The following is a 13223-nucleotide window of genomic DNA, read 5'->3' as shown; positions in this document are numbered from 1 at the left end:
CCCCTTCGGGTGCTGCTGCGGCACTGTGACAGGCCGCACTGACACACCGTGACTATCTGGCGGGAGGCGGGGGCTACAAGCATGACATCTGCCAATAAATGTCAGTCAGTTTGGCGGTAAGCGCTTCTTCCTCACATCAATCCGGGAAAGGCGTGAGAAAGACCGAAAACCATTAATTCGCTGACCGGAGCAGGCCCGCACGGTGACTATGTTGGTCGGGTGACGACGGAAGCGGTGCAGCTCAGCACGGCCAAGGGCCGCTGGATTCTGGTGACGACGGTGCTCGGCTCGGGCATGGCGCTCCTCGACGGCACCGTCGTCAACGTGGCGCTGCCCGACCTCGGCCGGGCCCTTGAGGCCGACATCGAGGGCCTGCAGTGGACGATCAACGCCTACACGCTGACCCTCGCCGGGCTGATCCTGCTGGGCGGCTCCCTGGGCGACCGCTACGGCCGCCGCAAGGTGTTCATGATCGGCGTGGTCTGGTTCGCGATCGCCTCGGCCCTGTGCGGGCTGGCGCCGAACATGGAGGCCCTGATCGCGGCCCGCGCGCTCCAGGGTGTCGGCGGCGCCCTGCTGACCCCGGGCTCGCTGGCGATCATCCAGGCCACGTTCGCGGCCGACGACCGGCCGAAGGCGATCGGGGCGTGGTCGGGCCTGGGCGGCACCGCCGCCGCCATCGGGCCGCTGCTGGGCGGGTGGATCGTCCAGACGATCGGCTGGCGGTGGGTCTTCCTCATCAATCTGCCGCTGGCCGTGGTCGTGCTGCTGATCGCCGCGCGCCACGTGCCGGAGACCCGCGACGAGGAGGCGGCCGGCCGGTTCGACGCCCTGGGCGCCGGCCTGGCGGCGATCGGGCTGGCGGCGCTGACCTACGGCCTGATCGAGACCGAGCTCGTGCCGATGGTCCTGGGCGTGGTGATCCTGGCCGCCTTCGTGCTCGTCGAGCACCACCGGGGCGAGCAGGCGCTGGTGCCCGTGGGGCTGTTCCGGAATTCCGCGTTCTCCGCCGTGAACGCGGTGACGTTGTTCATGTACGCCGCGATGGGCGTGGTGTTCTTCCTGCTCGTGCTCCAGTTGCGGACCGTCTCGGGCTTCTCGGCGTTCGCGGCGGGCTCGGCCATGGTGCCGGTGACGCTGCTGATGCTGGTGATCTCCCCCTACGCCGGCGAACTGGCCCGCCGCATCGGCCCGCGCTGGCCCATGACGGTCGGGATCCTGCTGTCCGGGCTGGCGTTCATGTGGATGAGCCGGATCGGCGCCGGCGCCCACTACCTGACCGAGGTGCTGCCGCCGGTGACGCTGTTCGGCCTGGGCCTGTCGCTGACGGTCGCCCCGTTGACGGCCACCGTGCTGGCCGCCGCCTCGCAGCGCCGCGCGGGCATCGCCAGCGGGGTCAACAACGCCCTGGCCCGGACCGGCAGCCTGCTGGCCGTGGCGGCCGTGCCGCCGCTGGTCGGGCTGACCGGCGAGGCCTACCTGAACCCGGTCCTGTTCGACGCGGGGTTCCGGCTGTCCATGTACGCCTGCGCGGGCATGATGGCGATCTCGGCGCTGATCTCCGTGCTGGGGATCAGAATCCGCTTCTAACCGAGGCCGAACCCGAGGAACCCGTCCCCCTCGGCGATCTTCTCGCCCTTCTTGCCCACCCCCGGGTAGGAGCCCTTCTTCACGCTGCCCCGGTAGCGGTACACCGCGCCCTTGGTCGGGGCGCCGACGATCAGGTTCCCGTCGTGCACCATGACGGCCGCGCCGAACTCTGCGCCCTTCGGGCCGGGGATCAGCACGTTGTGGTTCCTGGTCAGGCCGCCGCTCCTGGTTCCCGCGAGCACCTGGACGGCGTTCTCGCCGGGCACGCCGACCACGAGTTCGTCGTCGCCGTCGCCGTTCAGGTCGCCCGCGGCCAGGGAGGTGCCGAAGCGGTCGTACATGACCGCCTCTCCGGCCAGGCTGTTCTGGGTCCAGGCCTCGGCGGAGGCCGGGCGCAGGCCGCCCGGGGAGCCGTAGACGACGTCCACGGCCCCTTCGCCGTAGTCACCGGCCCGCTGGAGCTTGTTCAGGCCTTCTCCGGGCACGCCGATCGCCAGGTCGTCGTGGCCGTCGGCGTTGAAGTCGCCGGTCGCGAGGGCCGCGCCGAAGGCGTCCCAGCTTTCGGAGAGGCCGTCGACGCCGTAGGTCTCCTGGGAGTAGAGCAGGCGGCGGCCGCCCTTGGCGACCACGGTGACGGTGCCCTCGCCCTGGCGGATCAGGTTGGCGCCGGGCGCGCCGATGGCCAGTTCGTCGGTGCCGTCGCCGTCGAAGTCGCCGGTGGCCAGCGCCTCGCCGAACTGGTCGGTGACGGCGCCGCCGGTGTTCTTGATCCGCCGCAGCTTTCCGCCCTGGCCGTGGACGTAGACCGAACCGCCGCCGGGGGCGCCGATGGCCAGTTCGTCGTCGCCGTCGCCGTCGAGGTCGCCCGCCGCGAGGGCCGCGCCGAAGCGGTCGGCCCCCTTCCCGGGCAGCTCGACGGTCTTCCGGGAGGTCAGGCCGTACAGGATCTCGACGACGCCGTGGCCGTCGCGGCCGCCGGGGCCGGCGTCCTCCTCGGAGGCGCCGATCGCCAGGTCGGCGCAGCCGTCGCCGTCGAAGTCGCCCGTGGCCAGGGCCGAGCCGAACATGTCGCCCGGCTCGGGATCGTCCTGGGTGATCAGCGGGCCGTCGAGGATGCGGACCGCGCCTGCCCTGACCTGGCCGTCGACGGTCGCGTAGGGCTGGGCCACCGCCACGAAGGGGCCGCACTGCGGGGTCAGGCCGGTGAGCAGGGGGATCGTCAGGGTCACGACGCCGAGGATCACGCGAACCTCCGTTCGCCCGCCGGGATGGTGAACCGGGCGGAGGTCTTCGCGGGCGCGCCCCGGCGGCTGATGTAGTCGAGGGTGCGGAAGTCGGCGACCAGCTCCTGCTCCGACAGGCGGGCCAGGATGTAGCCGCGGCGCTGGTCAAGGTACTTGATGTGCGGGTTCTCGGCGCGCAGCGCGGACATGCGCTCGGTGTCGCGGTAGCCGTCGCCGTCGCTGGCGATCGAGGTGGCGACCAGCTCGACGCCGACGTTGGTCCCGGGGTCGTCGAAGTCGGTACGCAGCTCCGCCGCGTGGTGGATGTGCGCGTCGCCGGTGAGCACGACCGGGTTGCTCACCCCGGCCATGCCGCGCAGGAGCTGGTCGCGCTCGGCGGCGTACCCGTCCCAGGAGTCGAGGTTCGACTCGCGGCCGGGGCCGACCTTGAGGTCCTTCTGGGTCATCACGATCTGCTGGCCGACCAGGTTCCATCGGGCCGGGGAGTCGCGCAGGCCGTCGACGAGCCATTTGTGCTGCGCCTCGCCGAGCAGGCTGCGCCCGCTGTCGAGGCGGTCGTCGCAGCCGGCCCGCACGCCGTCCTCGCACGCCTGGTCGTCGCGGAACTGGCGGGTGTCGAGCAGGTGGAACCGGGCCAGCGGGCCCCACGAGACCCGCCGGTTGATCGTGATCGAGGCCCCCTTGGGCACGCTGGCCCGCCGGAGCGGCATGTTCTCGTAGTAGGCCTGGAAGGCGAACGCCCGCCGCTGCTCGAAGGCGGGCGCGTCGCTGGCGGAGACGCCGGCGGCCCAGTTGTTCTCGATCTCGTGGTCGTCGAAGGCGACCAGCCACGGCGCGACCGCGTGGGCGGCCTGGAGGTCGGGGTCGCTCTTGTACTGGGCGTGCCGCATCCGGTAGTCGGCCAGCGTCGTGCACTTCACCCCGCCCGAGTGGGTGCGGATGTTGCCGAAGGGCGCGGTGTAGCCGTTGGGCTGGTACTCGTACATGTAGTCGCCCAGGTGGACCACCAGGTCGGGTTCCTGCTCGGCCAGCCGCCGGTAGGCCGTGTAGTAGCCGTGCTCCCAGTGGGCGCAGGCCGCGATGGCGAAGGTGAGCGGCGACACGACGGCCGGGCTGGTGCGGGTGCGGCCGACGGGCGAGAGGTTGTTCTCGGCGCGGAACCGGTAGAAGTACTCCCGGCCCGGTTCGAGACCCCGCAGCTCGACGTGCACGCTGTGCGCCGACCGGGCCGACGCGGTGGCCGTGCCGTCGCGCACGACGGTCGCGAACCTCTCGTCCGTGGACACCTGCCACTTCACGTCGACGTCCCGCGAGGGCATCGATCCCCGGCCGTCCGCGCCGTAGGGGTCGATCACCAGACGGGTCCACAACACGAAGCCGTCAGGGGACGGGTCCCCCGAGGCGACGCCGACGGCGAAGGGGTCGGTCTTCAGGGCCCGGGAGGGCAGGGCCGGGAGGGCGGGCGCGGCGGCGGCCAGGAGCACGCCGGAGATGAACGATCTGCGCTGCACGTCCGACAGTGCAGACCGCCCGTCTGTCGGATTCGTTTTACGGCTCTGACCAGCGCGATAACCAAAAATGAACAGATGAGCCGGTACCCGCCGTCAATGAACGCCGGGCGACCGTCAGCCGTCTTCTCGCAGGTCGGCGATGAATTCCTCGATGCGGGCGCACACCTCGTCGTCACCTGCGGCGCGGAACCCGGCCAGCGCCTCCTCGGCGGCGATCTCCGCCTCGGCGGTGCGGCCCAGCCGGGCGTAGGCCTCGGCCAGCGACAACCGGGCGTACCGGACCGGCTCGTCGGCGCCGTCGGCGACGTACTGGGCGACGGCCTCGACGAGGTCGTCGAGCGCCTCGGGCACCCTGCCGAGCTGGAGGTGCAGGCCGCCCCGGTCGTGGTGGAGGCCGGCCCGCTCCGACGCGGGGGCGTTGGCGACGGCCTCGTCGTAGGCGGCCAGCGCCTCGTGGGCGCCCGCCTCGTCGACGCCCGCGGTGAGCAGCAGGTGGGCGTACAGGGCGCAGGCGCGGGCCAGGCCGTCGCGGTCGTCCTCCGCGCGCAGGGCGTCGCGGGCGCGCAGCGCGGTCGCGGCGTCGCCGCGCACGTTCGCGAGCAGCAGCAGGGCGGTCCCGGTGGGCGGCGCGGCGGCGAGCACCTGCTCGGCCTCGGCCTCCCGGCCGACGGTCAGGTAGGCGTGCGCGAGCCGGACGGTCGCGTTCGGCGTGTCCAGGACGGCGGCCGACGACTCGACCATCGGCAGGCCCTCGTCGGCCCGCCCGAGCTGGCAGAGCAGCAGGCCGATGCGGCCGAGGGAGCCCTGGCGGCGTTCCTCGTCGGTGTGGAGGTCGGCGGCCCGCCGCCATTCGGCCAGGGCCGTCTCGGCGTCGCCGTCGACCATGGCGACCAGGCCCCGGCCGTCGGCCCGCCGCGCTTCCAGCAGGTCGCCGGGCTCGAGGGCGTCGTACCGCGCCCAGGCCGCCTTCGCCTCGTCGAGGCGGCCGCGCTGCCAGGCCTCCTCGGCCAGGTCGAGCAGTTCCTCCGGGGTGTGCGCGGGCGGCAGCGGGGCGGGCGGCAGCGGCGGCGTGGAGTGCCGGGCGCGGGGGTCGAGCGGCACGTGCTCGCCGAGCGGCGCGGCCGTCAGCCACTCCTCGACGCGGCGGCCCTGCTCGCCGGTGCCGTTGCGGGCGTCGAAGCGCGCCGCGATGTCGCGCGCCCTCGTGGTGAGCGCGGCCTCCTCGGCCTCGTCGTCGGGCCGGGCGTGGCCCTGCTCGCGGAGCAGCCGCAGCAGCAGCGCGGCGCCCGCCGCGAACCACATGGCCGCGCCGGGGCTGGGCGCCCGGTCCAGCAGCGGGCGTTCGCGGGTGAGGATCTCCAGGCCGCGGGCCAGGTTGCCGGTGACGGCGCAGAACCACAGGTGGGAGGCGATCTCCTCGACCTCGTTGGCGTCGCCGCGCATCGCCCGGTAGGCGACGCGGTGGGCGTGCGCGGCCTCGGCGTACCTGCCGGTCCGCACGTAGGCGGGCAGCAGCGTGGTCAGGATGCTCTGCGGCTGGACGTGGCAGGTCAGCTCGCCGCGCAGCACCGGCTCGGCCAGCTCGACGGCCTCCTCGTCGCGGCCGCGCAGGATCAGGTAGAAGGCCTTGGACGTCGGATCGCACCCCTCGCAGTCGCTCAGGATGTCGCGCGGGGTGGTCGTCCAGCGGTGGTAGAGCTCGTCGGCGGTCGCGTAGTCGCCCAGGTGGGCGGCGTGCGCGCAGCGGGCGGCCCACACGGCGTGCAGGCCGTCGCCGTTCTCGCGGTAGCGGCGCTCCATGTCGTCGAGCATCTGGTGGGTGCGGGCCAGCGGCACCTCGGGGAACCGGCGCAGGTCGCCGACGATCCACTTGAACTGCCAGAGCAGGTTGTGGGTCGACCACTCGTCGAAGCCGCCGGGGTCGGCGTCGTGGTCGGCCAGGCAGCGGGCGAAGGCGGCGAAGGCCTTGGCGTGCTCGGCGCCGTACTGGTAGGCCTCGGTCAGCTCCATCCGGACCGCCCAGGTGAGGTCCTTGTCGCCGGTCGCCTCGGCCCGGCGCAGGGCCGTCTCCAGCACGTTCGTGCGCGTCTCCCCATAGGGCAGCGCCCGCGCCCGGTCGATCAGCTCGGCGATCTCATCCATTGACGGCCCAGTCGAGCAGCCCGAGGAACGACCGGTTGAGGGTGGCGGTGTCGACCGCGCGCATCGGGTGGTGGCCGTGCAGCAGCGCCATGCCGTAGAGCGCCTCCACGGCGGTCGCGGCCAGCGCGGGGTCGGCCAGGCGGGTGACGCGGCGGACCAGCGGGTTGCGGTGGTTCAGCACCAGTTGCGGCTGCTCGCCGCCGCCCGCGTCGAGCGCGCCCAGCACGTCGGCCCACATCTCCCCCGCCATCTCGCCGGCCTCGCGGGCCTGGGCCTCGTGGCGGGCGGCGCGGCTGGTCAGGTAGAGGGCGGGCAGCGCGGCCGGGTCGAAGTCGCGCAGCACGACCTCGCAGCCCAGCGGGGCCAGCGCGGTCGCGGCGGTGGCGAGGAACCCGCGGACCGCGAGCTCGGCGGCCGGGTCGACGGGGGCCATGCGGGTGGTCAGCTCGGCCGGTTCGAGGCGCGACAACCCGTGGCCGGGCTCGATGCGGGACAGCCGGGCGAGGATGTCGGCGTCGTACACGTAACCGGCGTTCAGCAGCCCGACGCCCTGGGCCGCGCAGACCCCGGCGAGCTGGCGGAACTCGTCGACGCTGGTCGTGTAGCGGCCGTGCGGATGCCGGGCCCGGAACCGGCTGAGGGTCATCGGCTCGTCGGCGGTCTCGTATTCGAGCCACCGGTCGACCAGCCGCAGCATGTCGTCGTCGTGCAGGGCGAGCGCCTTCACCCCGAGGTGGTGCAGCCGCAGAAAGCTCCGCAGCCGGGCCGGGTCGGTGGCGGCCAGCGTGACCAGCCACTCGCGTAACCGGGCGCCGAGCGCGTCGCGGGTGTGTTCCAGCAGGTCGTCGTCGTAGAGGGCCTCGCGCGAGGCGGTCGGGCGCAACTCGGCGGCGTCGACGACGCACCGCACGAAGAACGCCCACTCGGGCAGCAGCCCGGTCAGCTTCTCCGACAGCAGCATGCCCTTGAGGTAGACGCGGTGCGCGTCGCGGGCCCCCGGGTTGGCCGGGTGGGGCACCACGAACGCCACCCCGGTCAGCCCCGCCTCGGGCACCTCCAGGTCGATCACGTCGAAGGCCAAGAAGCCGAAGAGCTCTCTCCCGTACGCCACCAGCGCCTCCCGCCGGAGCGCGGGACTGGCGTGGCGGACCTGCCAGGGCGCGCCCGCGCCGGAGATCGGCACGCCGTCGACGGTGACCTCGACGGGCAGCAGCGAGCCGAAGAGCCGGGCCAATTCGGTTACGGTCCGGCCGGAAGTCCAGACGGCCGCGTCACGGCGGGGACGCAAGGTGACCGTGGTGCCCGGCTCCCCCGGCCGGTCAGGCGTGGTGGCGACGTCGTAGCTGCCGTCCGACCGCCCGGTCCACGACACGGCGGGCCCGCCGGAGGCCGACCGCGACTCGACGTGGATCTCGTCGGCGACCAGGAAGCCCGACAGCAGGCCGATGCCGAACTGGCCCAGGAACTCGTGCCGCGCGAACCCGAGCTCGTCGCGCTTGGACGACCGCCCGATCGTCGCCAGCAGCGTGTGCACCTCGTCCTCGGTGAGCCCGATCCCGGTGTCGTGCACCCGGATCGCGTCGGGCGTCACCTCGACCCGGACGCGTCCGGGCGCCGCCGGATCGCCCGCCCGGCGCGCGACGATCGCGTCGCAGGCGTTCTGCAGCAGCTCACGGACGTAGACGCGCGGACTGGAGTAGAGATGCCGGCTGAGCAGATCGACCACCCCGCGCAGGTCGACCTGAAAGGCCCGGGTCCCTTCGGTGTACGGCACGCGACGACCCTATCGAGCTTTTTACTGGAGAAAGTCCCGCAAATGGGAGTTCAAGACACCACAACCCAGGTAATTGCGGACGGTATGAAAATCGAGCCAGTCGATGTTGCACTGGAAGTCACGTTCCACCCCCTTGAAAACCGGGCGCAACTCGGCGGGAATGGCGGCGATGTCGTCCTTGTCGGCGACGTTGATCCACCGCTTCACCCCCGGCGGCCGCGCCCCCATCCCGGCCACGGGCAGCGGCGCGAGCCGCTCGAACACCACGTTCCGCATCCCCAGCGGCGACCCGAGCGTGACCAGCAGTTCGGCCCGCAGCTCGGGATGCGCCCAGAACGCCTCGTACGTCACCACGCTCCCCAGGGAGTGGGCGATCACCACCCGGGGTTCGCGCCGCCGGATCACCTCGGCCACCGCGTCGCGCGCGAGCGTGCGGGGCGCGCCGCCGCCCAGATAGGTGGCGACCTCCGGACAGAAGTCCTCGGCGAACCTCAGCGCGCCCGCGCCGAGCCGGTCGAGCAGCCAGCCCGCCAGCCGGTGGGCCAGCGCGGTGAGGGTCTCCCCGGCCGCCGCGGCGACCCGATGGTCCTCGACCTGCCGCATCCAGTCGGCGAAGACCATCTTCTCCGGCGGCGCCATCTTCTTCGGCGGCTGCGGGACGCCCTTGCGCAGATGGTGGGCGTAGTAGGCGACCTCGACGACCGGAGCGCCCGTGAGCCCGCCGTCGGCGAGATAGCGGTTCCATTTGGCGAGCATCAAGTCGGCCGCCTTGCCCGGGGAACCGCCGCCCTGTTCGAAGTACTTGTACTTGCCGATGCCGTGCACGCCGACGATGGTCACCCGCCCACAGTGCCGGAAAAATGCGTTGATGGCACGGCTAATCTGAGAGGCATGACCGAGATTCCGGAGGCCGAGCTCCGCTGGCGGTTCTCGCGTTCCTCCGGGCCCGGCGGCCAGGGTGTGAACACGACCGACAGCCGGGTGGAGCTCAGCTTCGACATCGTGAACACCCAGGCGCTGACCGACGTCCAGAGGGAACGGGCGCTGGAACGGCTGGCCCACCGGCTGGTCGACGGCGTGCTGACGATCGCCGCCCAGGAGTTCCGCTCCCAGCTGCGCAACCGGGAGGCGGCCCGCACCCGCCTGGAGGCGGCGCTGCGCGACGCGATCGCGCCGCCCGCGAAGAAGCGGCGCCCGACCAAGCCCTCGAAAGGCCAGGTGGAGCGCCGCCTGGAGAACAAGAAGCGCCGGTCCGACGTGAAGCGCCTGCGCCGCGACGTCTTCTAGCGTTCGGTGCGGTCCTCCATCTCCCACACGTGGTCGAGCACGTGCCAGATGATGCGCCGGGAGGCGTAGCGGACCGGCCAGCGGTAGTCGTCGCCGTCGAGCGGCCGTGACACGACCTCCAGCAGCCGGGGCCGCATCTCGGCGACCTCCGCCGGCCTGATCCGCACGTCGAGCTTGGCGGCGTAGGCGCGTTCGGCGTTCACGACGTGGTCGACCATCTTGTCGCGGTCGCGCCCGCCACCCCGCGGCCCCTTGCGCAGCTCCTCGGGGGTGATGCCGACGACGTCGTCGAAGACCTCCCAGGCGGCCCGCATCAGCGCGGCGTTCTTGGCCGCCTCGGCCGCGCCCCAGGGCTCGGAATCGAGGACGGCCGGCAGGCCCGGGGCGCCGAAGTCGGTCGTCGCGTTGCCGGTGATCTTCTCGGCCACCCGGATCTCGCCGGGCTCGAACACCAGCCCGGCCCGGTCGGCCACCACGCGGTAGCGCTCCTCGTAGGAGAGGAGCGCCTCGATCGCGTCGTCCTCGGTCCGGGCCGACCGGCTCCAGCCCGGCCAGTCGACCGAGTTGGCGAACACCCGTTTCTTGCCGAGCTCCAGGTAGATGGTGTGCATGCCTCCACCCTGGCACCCATACCTGCCAGAACGTGTCAGCTACACCAGGTCGATCAGGTCGGCGACCGAGTTCACGACCTGCGAGGGACGGTAGGGCCAGCGGTCGATCTGGTCGGGCTTGGAGACGCCGGTCAGCACCAGGATGGTGTGCAGGCCCGCCTCCATGCCGCAGACCACGTCGGTGTCCATGCGGTCGCCGATCATCGCGGTCGACTCGCTGTGGGCGTCGATGCGGTTGAGGGCGCTGCGCATCATCATCGGGTTGGGCTTGCCGACGAAGTAGGGGTCGACGCCGGTCGCCTTGGTGATCATCGCGGCGACCGCCCCGCAGGCCGGCAGGTTGCCCTCGTGGGAGGGGCCGACGGCGTCGGGGTTGGTGGCGATGAAGCGGGCGCCGTTCTCGATCAGCCGGATCGCGCGGGTGATGTGGGAGAAGCTGTAGGTGCGGGTCTCGCCGAGCACGACGTAGTCGGGGTTGAGGTCGGTCAGCACGTATCCGGCCTCGTGGAGGGCGGTGGTCAGGCCCGACTCGCCGATCACGTAGGCGCTGCCCTCGGGGCGCTGGGCCGACAGGAAGTCGGCGGTGGCCATCGCGGAGGTCCAGATCGCCTCGGGCGGCACCTCAAGACCCGCCGACCGCAGCCGGACCGACAGGTCGCGCGGGGTGTAGATCGAGTTGTTGGTGAGCACGAGGAAGCGTTTCCCCGAGGCCTCCAGCCGCTTGATGAACTCGTCGGCTCCCGGCACGGGTTGACCTTCGTGGACCAGGACGCCGTCCATGTCGGACAGCCAGCATTCGATCGGCTTGCGCTCACTCATGGGGCTAAGCATCGCAGAAGGAAATAACCGGAGTAAGACTCCGGTTATCTGAGGTCATGGACAACATCCACGGTGTCGCACGGGGCACGGCCGAGGTCCCGCTGTCGGTCCTCGAACTCGCGACGGTAGGCGTGGGGATCACCCCCACCGAGGCGCTGCGCGGCGCGACCGACCTGGCCAGGAAGGCCGAGGAATGGGGCTTCCACCGCATCTGGGTGGCCGAGCACCACGGCATGCCGGGGGTGGCCAGTTCCTCCCCCGCCGTGCTGATCGCCCATCTGGCGGCGGCCACCGTGCGGATCAGGGTCGGATCGGGCGGCGTGATGCTGCCCAACCACGCCCCGCTGGTGGTGGCCGAGCAGTTCGGCACCCTGGAGGCGCTGCACCCGGGCCGCATCGACCTGGGGCTGGGCCGCGCGCCCGGCACCGACATGGCCACCGCGCACGCCCTGCGCCGCCGCGCCGAGGTCGACCCCGACGAGTTCCCGCAGCACGTCAACGAGCTGACCGCCTTCCTCGACGGAACCTTCCCGCGCATCCAGGCGATCCCGCGCGGCCCGCAGCGCCCGCCGATCTGGCTGCTCGGGTCGAGCGGCTTCTCCGCCAAGCTGGCCGGCCTGCTCGGCCTGCCGTTCGCGTTCGCGCACCACTTCAGCGCGGCCAACACCGAACCGGCGCTGGAGCTCTACCGCACCTCCTTCCGTCCGTCGGAGGTGCTGGCCGAGCCCTACGCGATGATCGGCGTCTCCGCGCTGGCCGCCGAGACCGAGGAGGAGGCCTACCGGCAGGCCCTGCCGGGCGCGTTGTCCTTCCTCCGGCTGCGGTCCGGCACGCCGGGCCCGTTCCCGACACCCGAGGAGGCGACCGAGTACGAGTTCAGCCCGATGGAGGCCGAGTTCGTCCGCGACCGCCTCTCGACCGTCGCCCTGGGCACCCCGGACCAGGTCCGCGCCCACCTCGACGACCTGCGCAAGCGCACCGACGCCGACGAGCTGATGATCACCACGATGGTGCACGGCACGGAGACGCGCATCCGCTCCTACGAGCTCATCGCGCGGGCGTACGGCCTCATCTAGGACGTGCCCGGGAGACCACAGGCCCGGTGCGGGGACGCCCCGCACCGGCCTGGGAGACCATGCCATCGACGGAACTCAGCCCGGCGCGGGCTGCTTCACAACGCGGGCATCGGCGTGCGACGTATCCGGTCGTGGGCCGTCACAGGCTGAGACATCCGTCGTCGCCGTCACCACTCGCGGGGTGCCCTGTACTCACCTCAGAGCCGGGCTCCGGTTCTACGTGCACATATTTGGCTATCGCGAGAGCGGCCATCGCGGCACAGATCAGCACCGTGACCCAGAAGGCGGGCAACAGTCCCTCGCTGACCGCCGCCGTGGCGATGTTCGAGCCCAGGCCCTGCAGGACTGCGGTGACCATCCCTGCGCCGAAGGCCCCCGACCTGCTGAGCACGCCGAGGACCAGGCACAGCGCGAGCAAGACACCGGCCAGCACGACGCTGACCAGGTCTACCGCGTCGATGATCGTGGTGGTGCAGCATTCGAAGGTGGTCCCGTCCCATCGCTCATAGACCCGCGTCGGGAGGGTCCTGGCCAGCAGCCAGGTCACGACGATCGCCACCGCCGCCATCGCCAGAATCCTGTTCCGCCGGGTCGCCCGGAAGCCCAGCCGGTCCCGCCACACGATTCCGAAGAACAGGAAAGCCGCCGTCATCGCCAGTACGAAGCCGTTCCACCAGTCGTCGTGATAAGGCTCTCTCCAGATCACGTCGATCACGACGGGCACGTTCACAGTCGTGTACAACGCCAGATGCCCGAGCGTGACGCCTGCCCCGAACATCGCCGTACGGCGGAACAGCAGCAGAACGGCAGTGGGAATCAGCACGAGATGGAGGGTCAGCTGACTCCAGAAGACGTCCCAGAACTCGGGCGACCCCCACCACGTCGACAGTATCCAGAGCCACCAGACGTTCAGGCCGGCAACGAGGATCGCGGCGAGGAAGTCGCCCCACCTGATCGGCCGCCGCTCGACAGGGGACGGCTCCGGAGCCGGAGCGGCGTCGCTCCCCTCGCAGACCGGGCATTTCTCCCAGTCGGGAACCGTGTCCGTCCGGCAGTCCAGACACAACACGCGATCAGGCCACCGATCCGCATCCTGGAGACTTCGGAGCAGTATGGCGTACGGAGATCCCTCGGTTCGGCATCACGGTGGTCAGCGCACTGTTATGCCC

Annotated in this window: 11 protein-coding genes; 3 read left to right on the top strand and 8 right to left on the bottom strand. The window is 71.8% G+C overall.

Annotation, left to right across the window (positions count from 1 at the left end):
- The first annotated feature begins 219 nt into the window (after nt 1-219).
- A complete protein-coding gene (locus QSK34_RS05440; RefSeq protein ID WP_285580565.1) occupies nt 220-1590 on the top strand; it encodes an MFS transporter in 1371 nt (456 codons plus the stop codon).
- On the opposite strand, the gene QSK34_RS05435 is transcribed toward QSK34_RS05440, so the two are convergent.
- From QSK34_RS05435 to QSK34_RS05415, 5 genes are all read right to left on the bottom strand, one after another.
- Nucleotides 1587-2834, bottom strand: a complete 1248-nt coding sequence (locus tag QSK34_RS05435; RefSeq protein ID WP_285580563.1) for an FG-GAP-like repeat-containing protein — start codon at nt 2832-2834, stop codon at nt 1587-1589. The two genes, QSK34_RS05440 and QSK34_RS05435, sit on opposite strands and share 4 nt — an antisense overlap.
- Nucleotides 2831-4345 (bottom strand): alkaline phosphatase D family protein, encoded by a 1515-nt coding sequence (locus QSK34_RS05430; protein WP_285580561.1) that lies wholly within the window; start codon nt 4343-4345, stop codon nt 2831-2833. The genes QSK34_RS05435 and QSK34_RS05430 overlap by 4 nt, the downstream gene beginning before the upstream one ends.
- 114 nt (nt 4346-4459) lie before the next feature.
- Nucleotides 4460-6487: a tetratricopeptide repeat protein gene (locus tag QSK34_RS05425; RefSeq protein ID WP_285580559.1), complete on the bottom strand. Its 2028-nt coding sequence runs from the start codon at nt 6485-6487 to the stop codon at nt 4460-4462.
- Entirely contained in the window at nt 6480-8261 is a 1782-nt protein-coding gene (locus tag QSK34_RS05420; protein WP_285580557.1) for an HSP90 family protein, read from the bottom strand. Before QSK34_RS05420 ends, QSK34_RS05425 begins: the two co-directional genes overlap by 8 nt.
- A 21-nt stretch (nt 8262-8282) precedes the next feature.
- The gene (locus QSK34_RS05415; protein WP_285580555.1) at nt 8283-9101 is read right to left on the bottom strand and encodes a hypothetical protein; all 819 of its coding nucleotides are present in this window, start codon (nt 9099-9101) and stop codon (nt 8283-8285) included.
- 51 nt (nt 9102-9152) lie between these two features.
- Between QSK34_RS05415 and arfB the strand changes: the two genes are divergently transcribed.
- Nucleotides 9153-9548 (top strand): alternative ribosome rescue aminoacyl-tRNA hydrolase ArfB, encoded by a 396-nt coding sequence (gene arfB, locus QSK34_RS05410; RefSeq protein WP_030453076.1) that lies wholly within the window; start codon nt 9153-9155, stop codon nt 9546-9548.
- On the opposite strand, the gene QSK34_RS05405 is transcribed toward arfB, so the two are convergent.
- Both QSK34_RS05405 and QSK34_RS05400 read right to left on the bottom strand, forming a co-directional pair.
- On the bottom strand, nt 9545-10159 hold the full coding sequence (locus tag QSK34_RS05405; RefSeq protein WP_030453075.1) for a hypothetical protein: 615 nt from the start codon (nt 10157-10159) through the stop codon (nt 9545-9547). The two genes, arfB and QSK34_RS05405, sit on opposite strands and share 4 nt — an antisense overlap.
- Nucleotides 10160-10198: 39 nt before the next feature.
- Nucleotides 10199-10978: an HAD-IIA family hydrolase gene (locus QSK34_RS05400; RefSeq protein ID WP_030453074.1), complete on the bottom strand. Its 780-nt coding sequence runs from the start codon at nt 10976-10978 to the stop codon at nt 10199-10201.
- A gap of 56 nt (nt 10979-11034) precedes the next feature.
- Here QSK34_RS05400 and QSK34_RS05395 point away from each other — a divergent pair, with 56 nt between their 5' ends.
- Complete coding sequence (locus QSK34_RS05395; protein ID WP_285580550.1) at nt 11035-12054, top strand: LLM class flavin-dependent oxidoreductase; 1020 nt, start codon at nt 11035-11037, stop codon at nt 12052-12054.
- Between the two features lie 139 nt (nt 12055-12193).
- On the opposite strand, the gene QSK34_RS05390 is transcribed toward QSK34_RS05395, so the two are convergent.
- Nucleotides 12194-13123 (bottom strand): hypothetical protein, encoded by a 930-nt coding sequence (locus QSK34_RS05390; RefSeq protein WP_285580548.1) that lies wholly within the window; start codon nt 13121-13123, stop codon nt 12194-12196.
- Between the last annotated feature and the right edge of the window lie 100 nt (nt 13124-13223).

The organism is Herbidospora sp. NBRC 101105 (assembly GCF_030269205.1).
Classification (GTDB): Bacteria; Actinomycetota; Actinomycetes; order Streptosporangiales; family Streptosporangiaceae; genus Herbidospora; species Herbidospora solisilvae.
This window is presented reverse-complemented; position numbering and strand designations above follow the sequence as displayed.

Bases quoted from the DNA above. Each gene is read 5' to 3' on its own strand.
- QSK34_RS05405 (WP_030453075.1), bottom strand. From the start codon at position 10,159: ATGCACACCATCTACCTGGAGCTCGGCAAGAAACGGGTGTTCGCCAAC.
- QSK34_RS05395 (WP_285580550.1), top strand. From the start codon at position 11,035: ATGGACAACATCCACGGTGTCGCACGGGGCACGGCCGAGGTCCCGCTG.
- QSK34_RS05425 (WP_285580559.1), bottom strand. From the start codon at position 6,487: ATGGATGAGATCGCCGAGCTGATCGACCGGGCGCGGGCGCTGCCCTAT.
- arfB (WP_030453076.1), top strand. From the start codon at position 9,153: ATGACCGAGATTCCGGAGGCCGAGCTCCGCTGGCGGTTCTCGCGTTCC.
- QSK34_RS05400 (WP_030453074.1), bottom strand. From the start codon at position 10,978: ATGAGTGAGCGCAAGCCGATCGAATGCTGGCTGTCCGACATGGACGGC.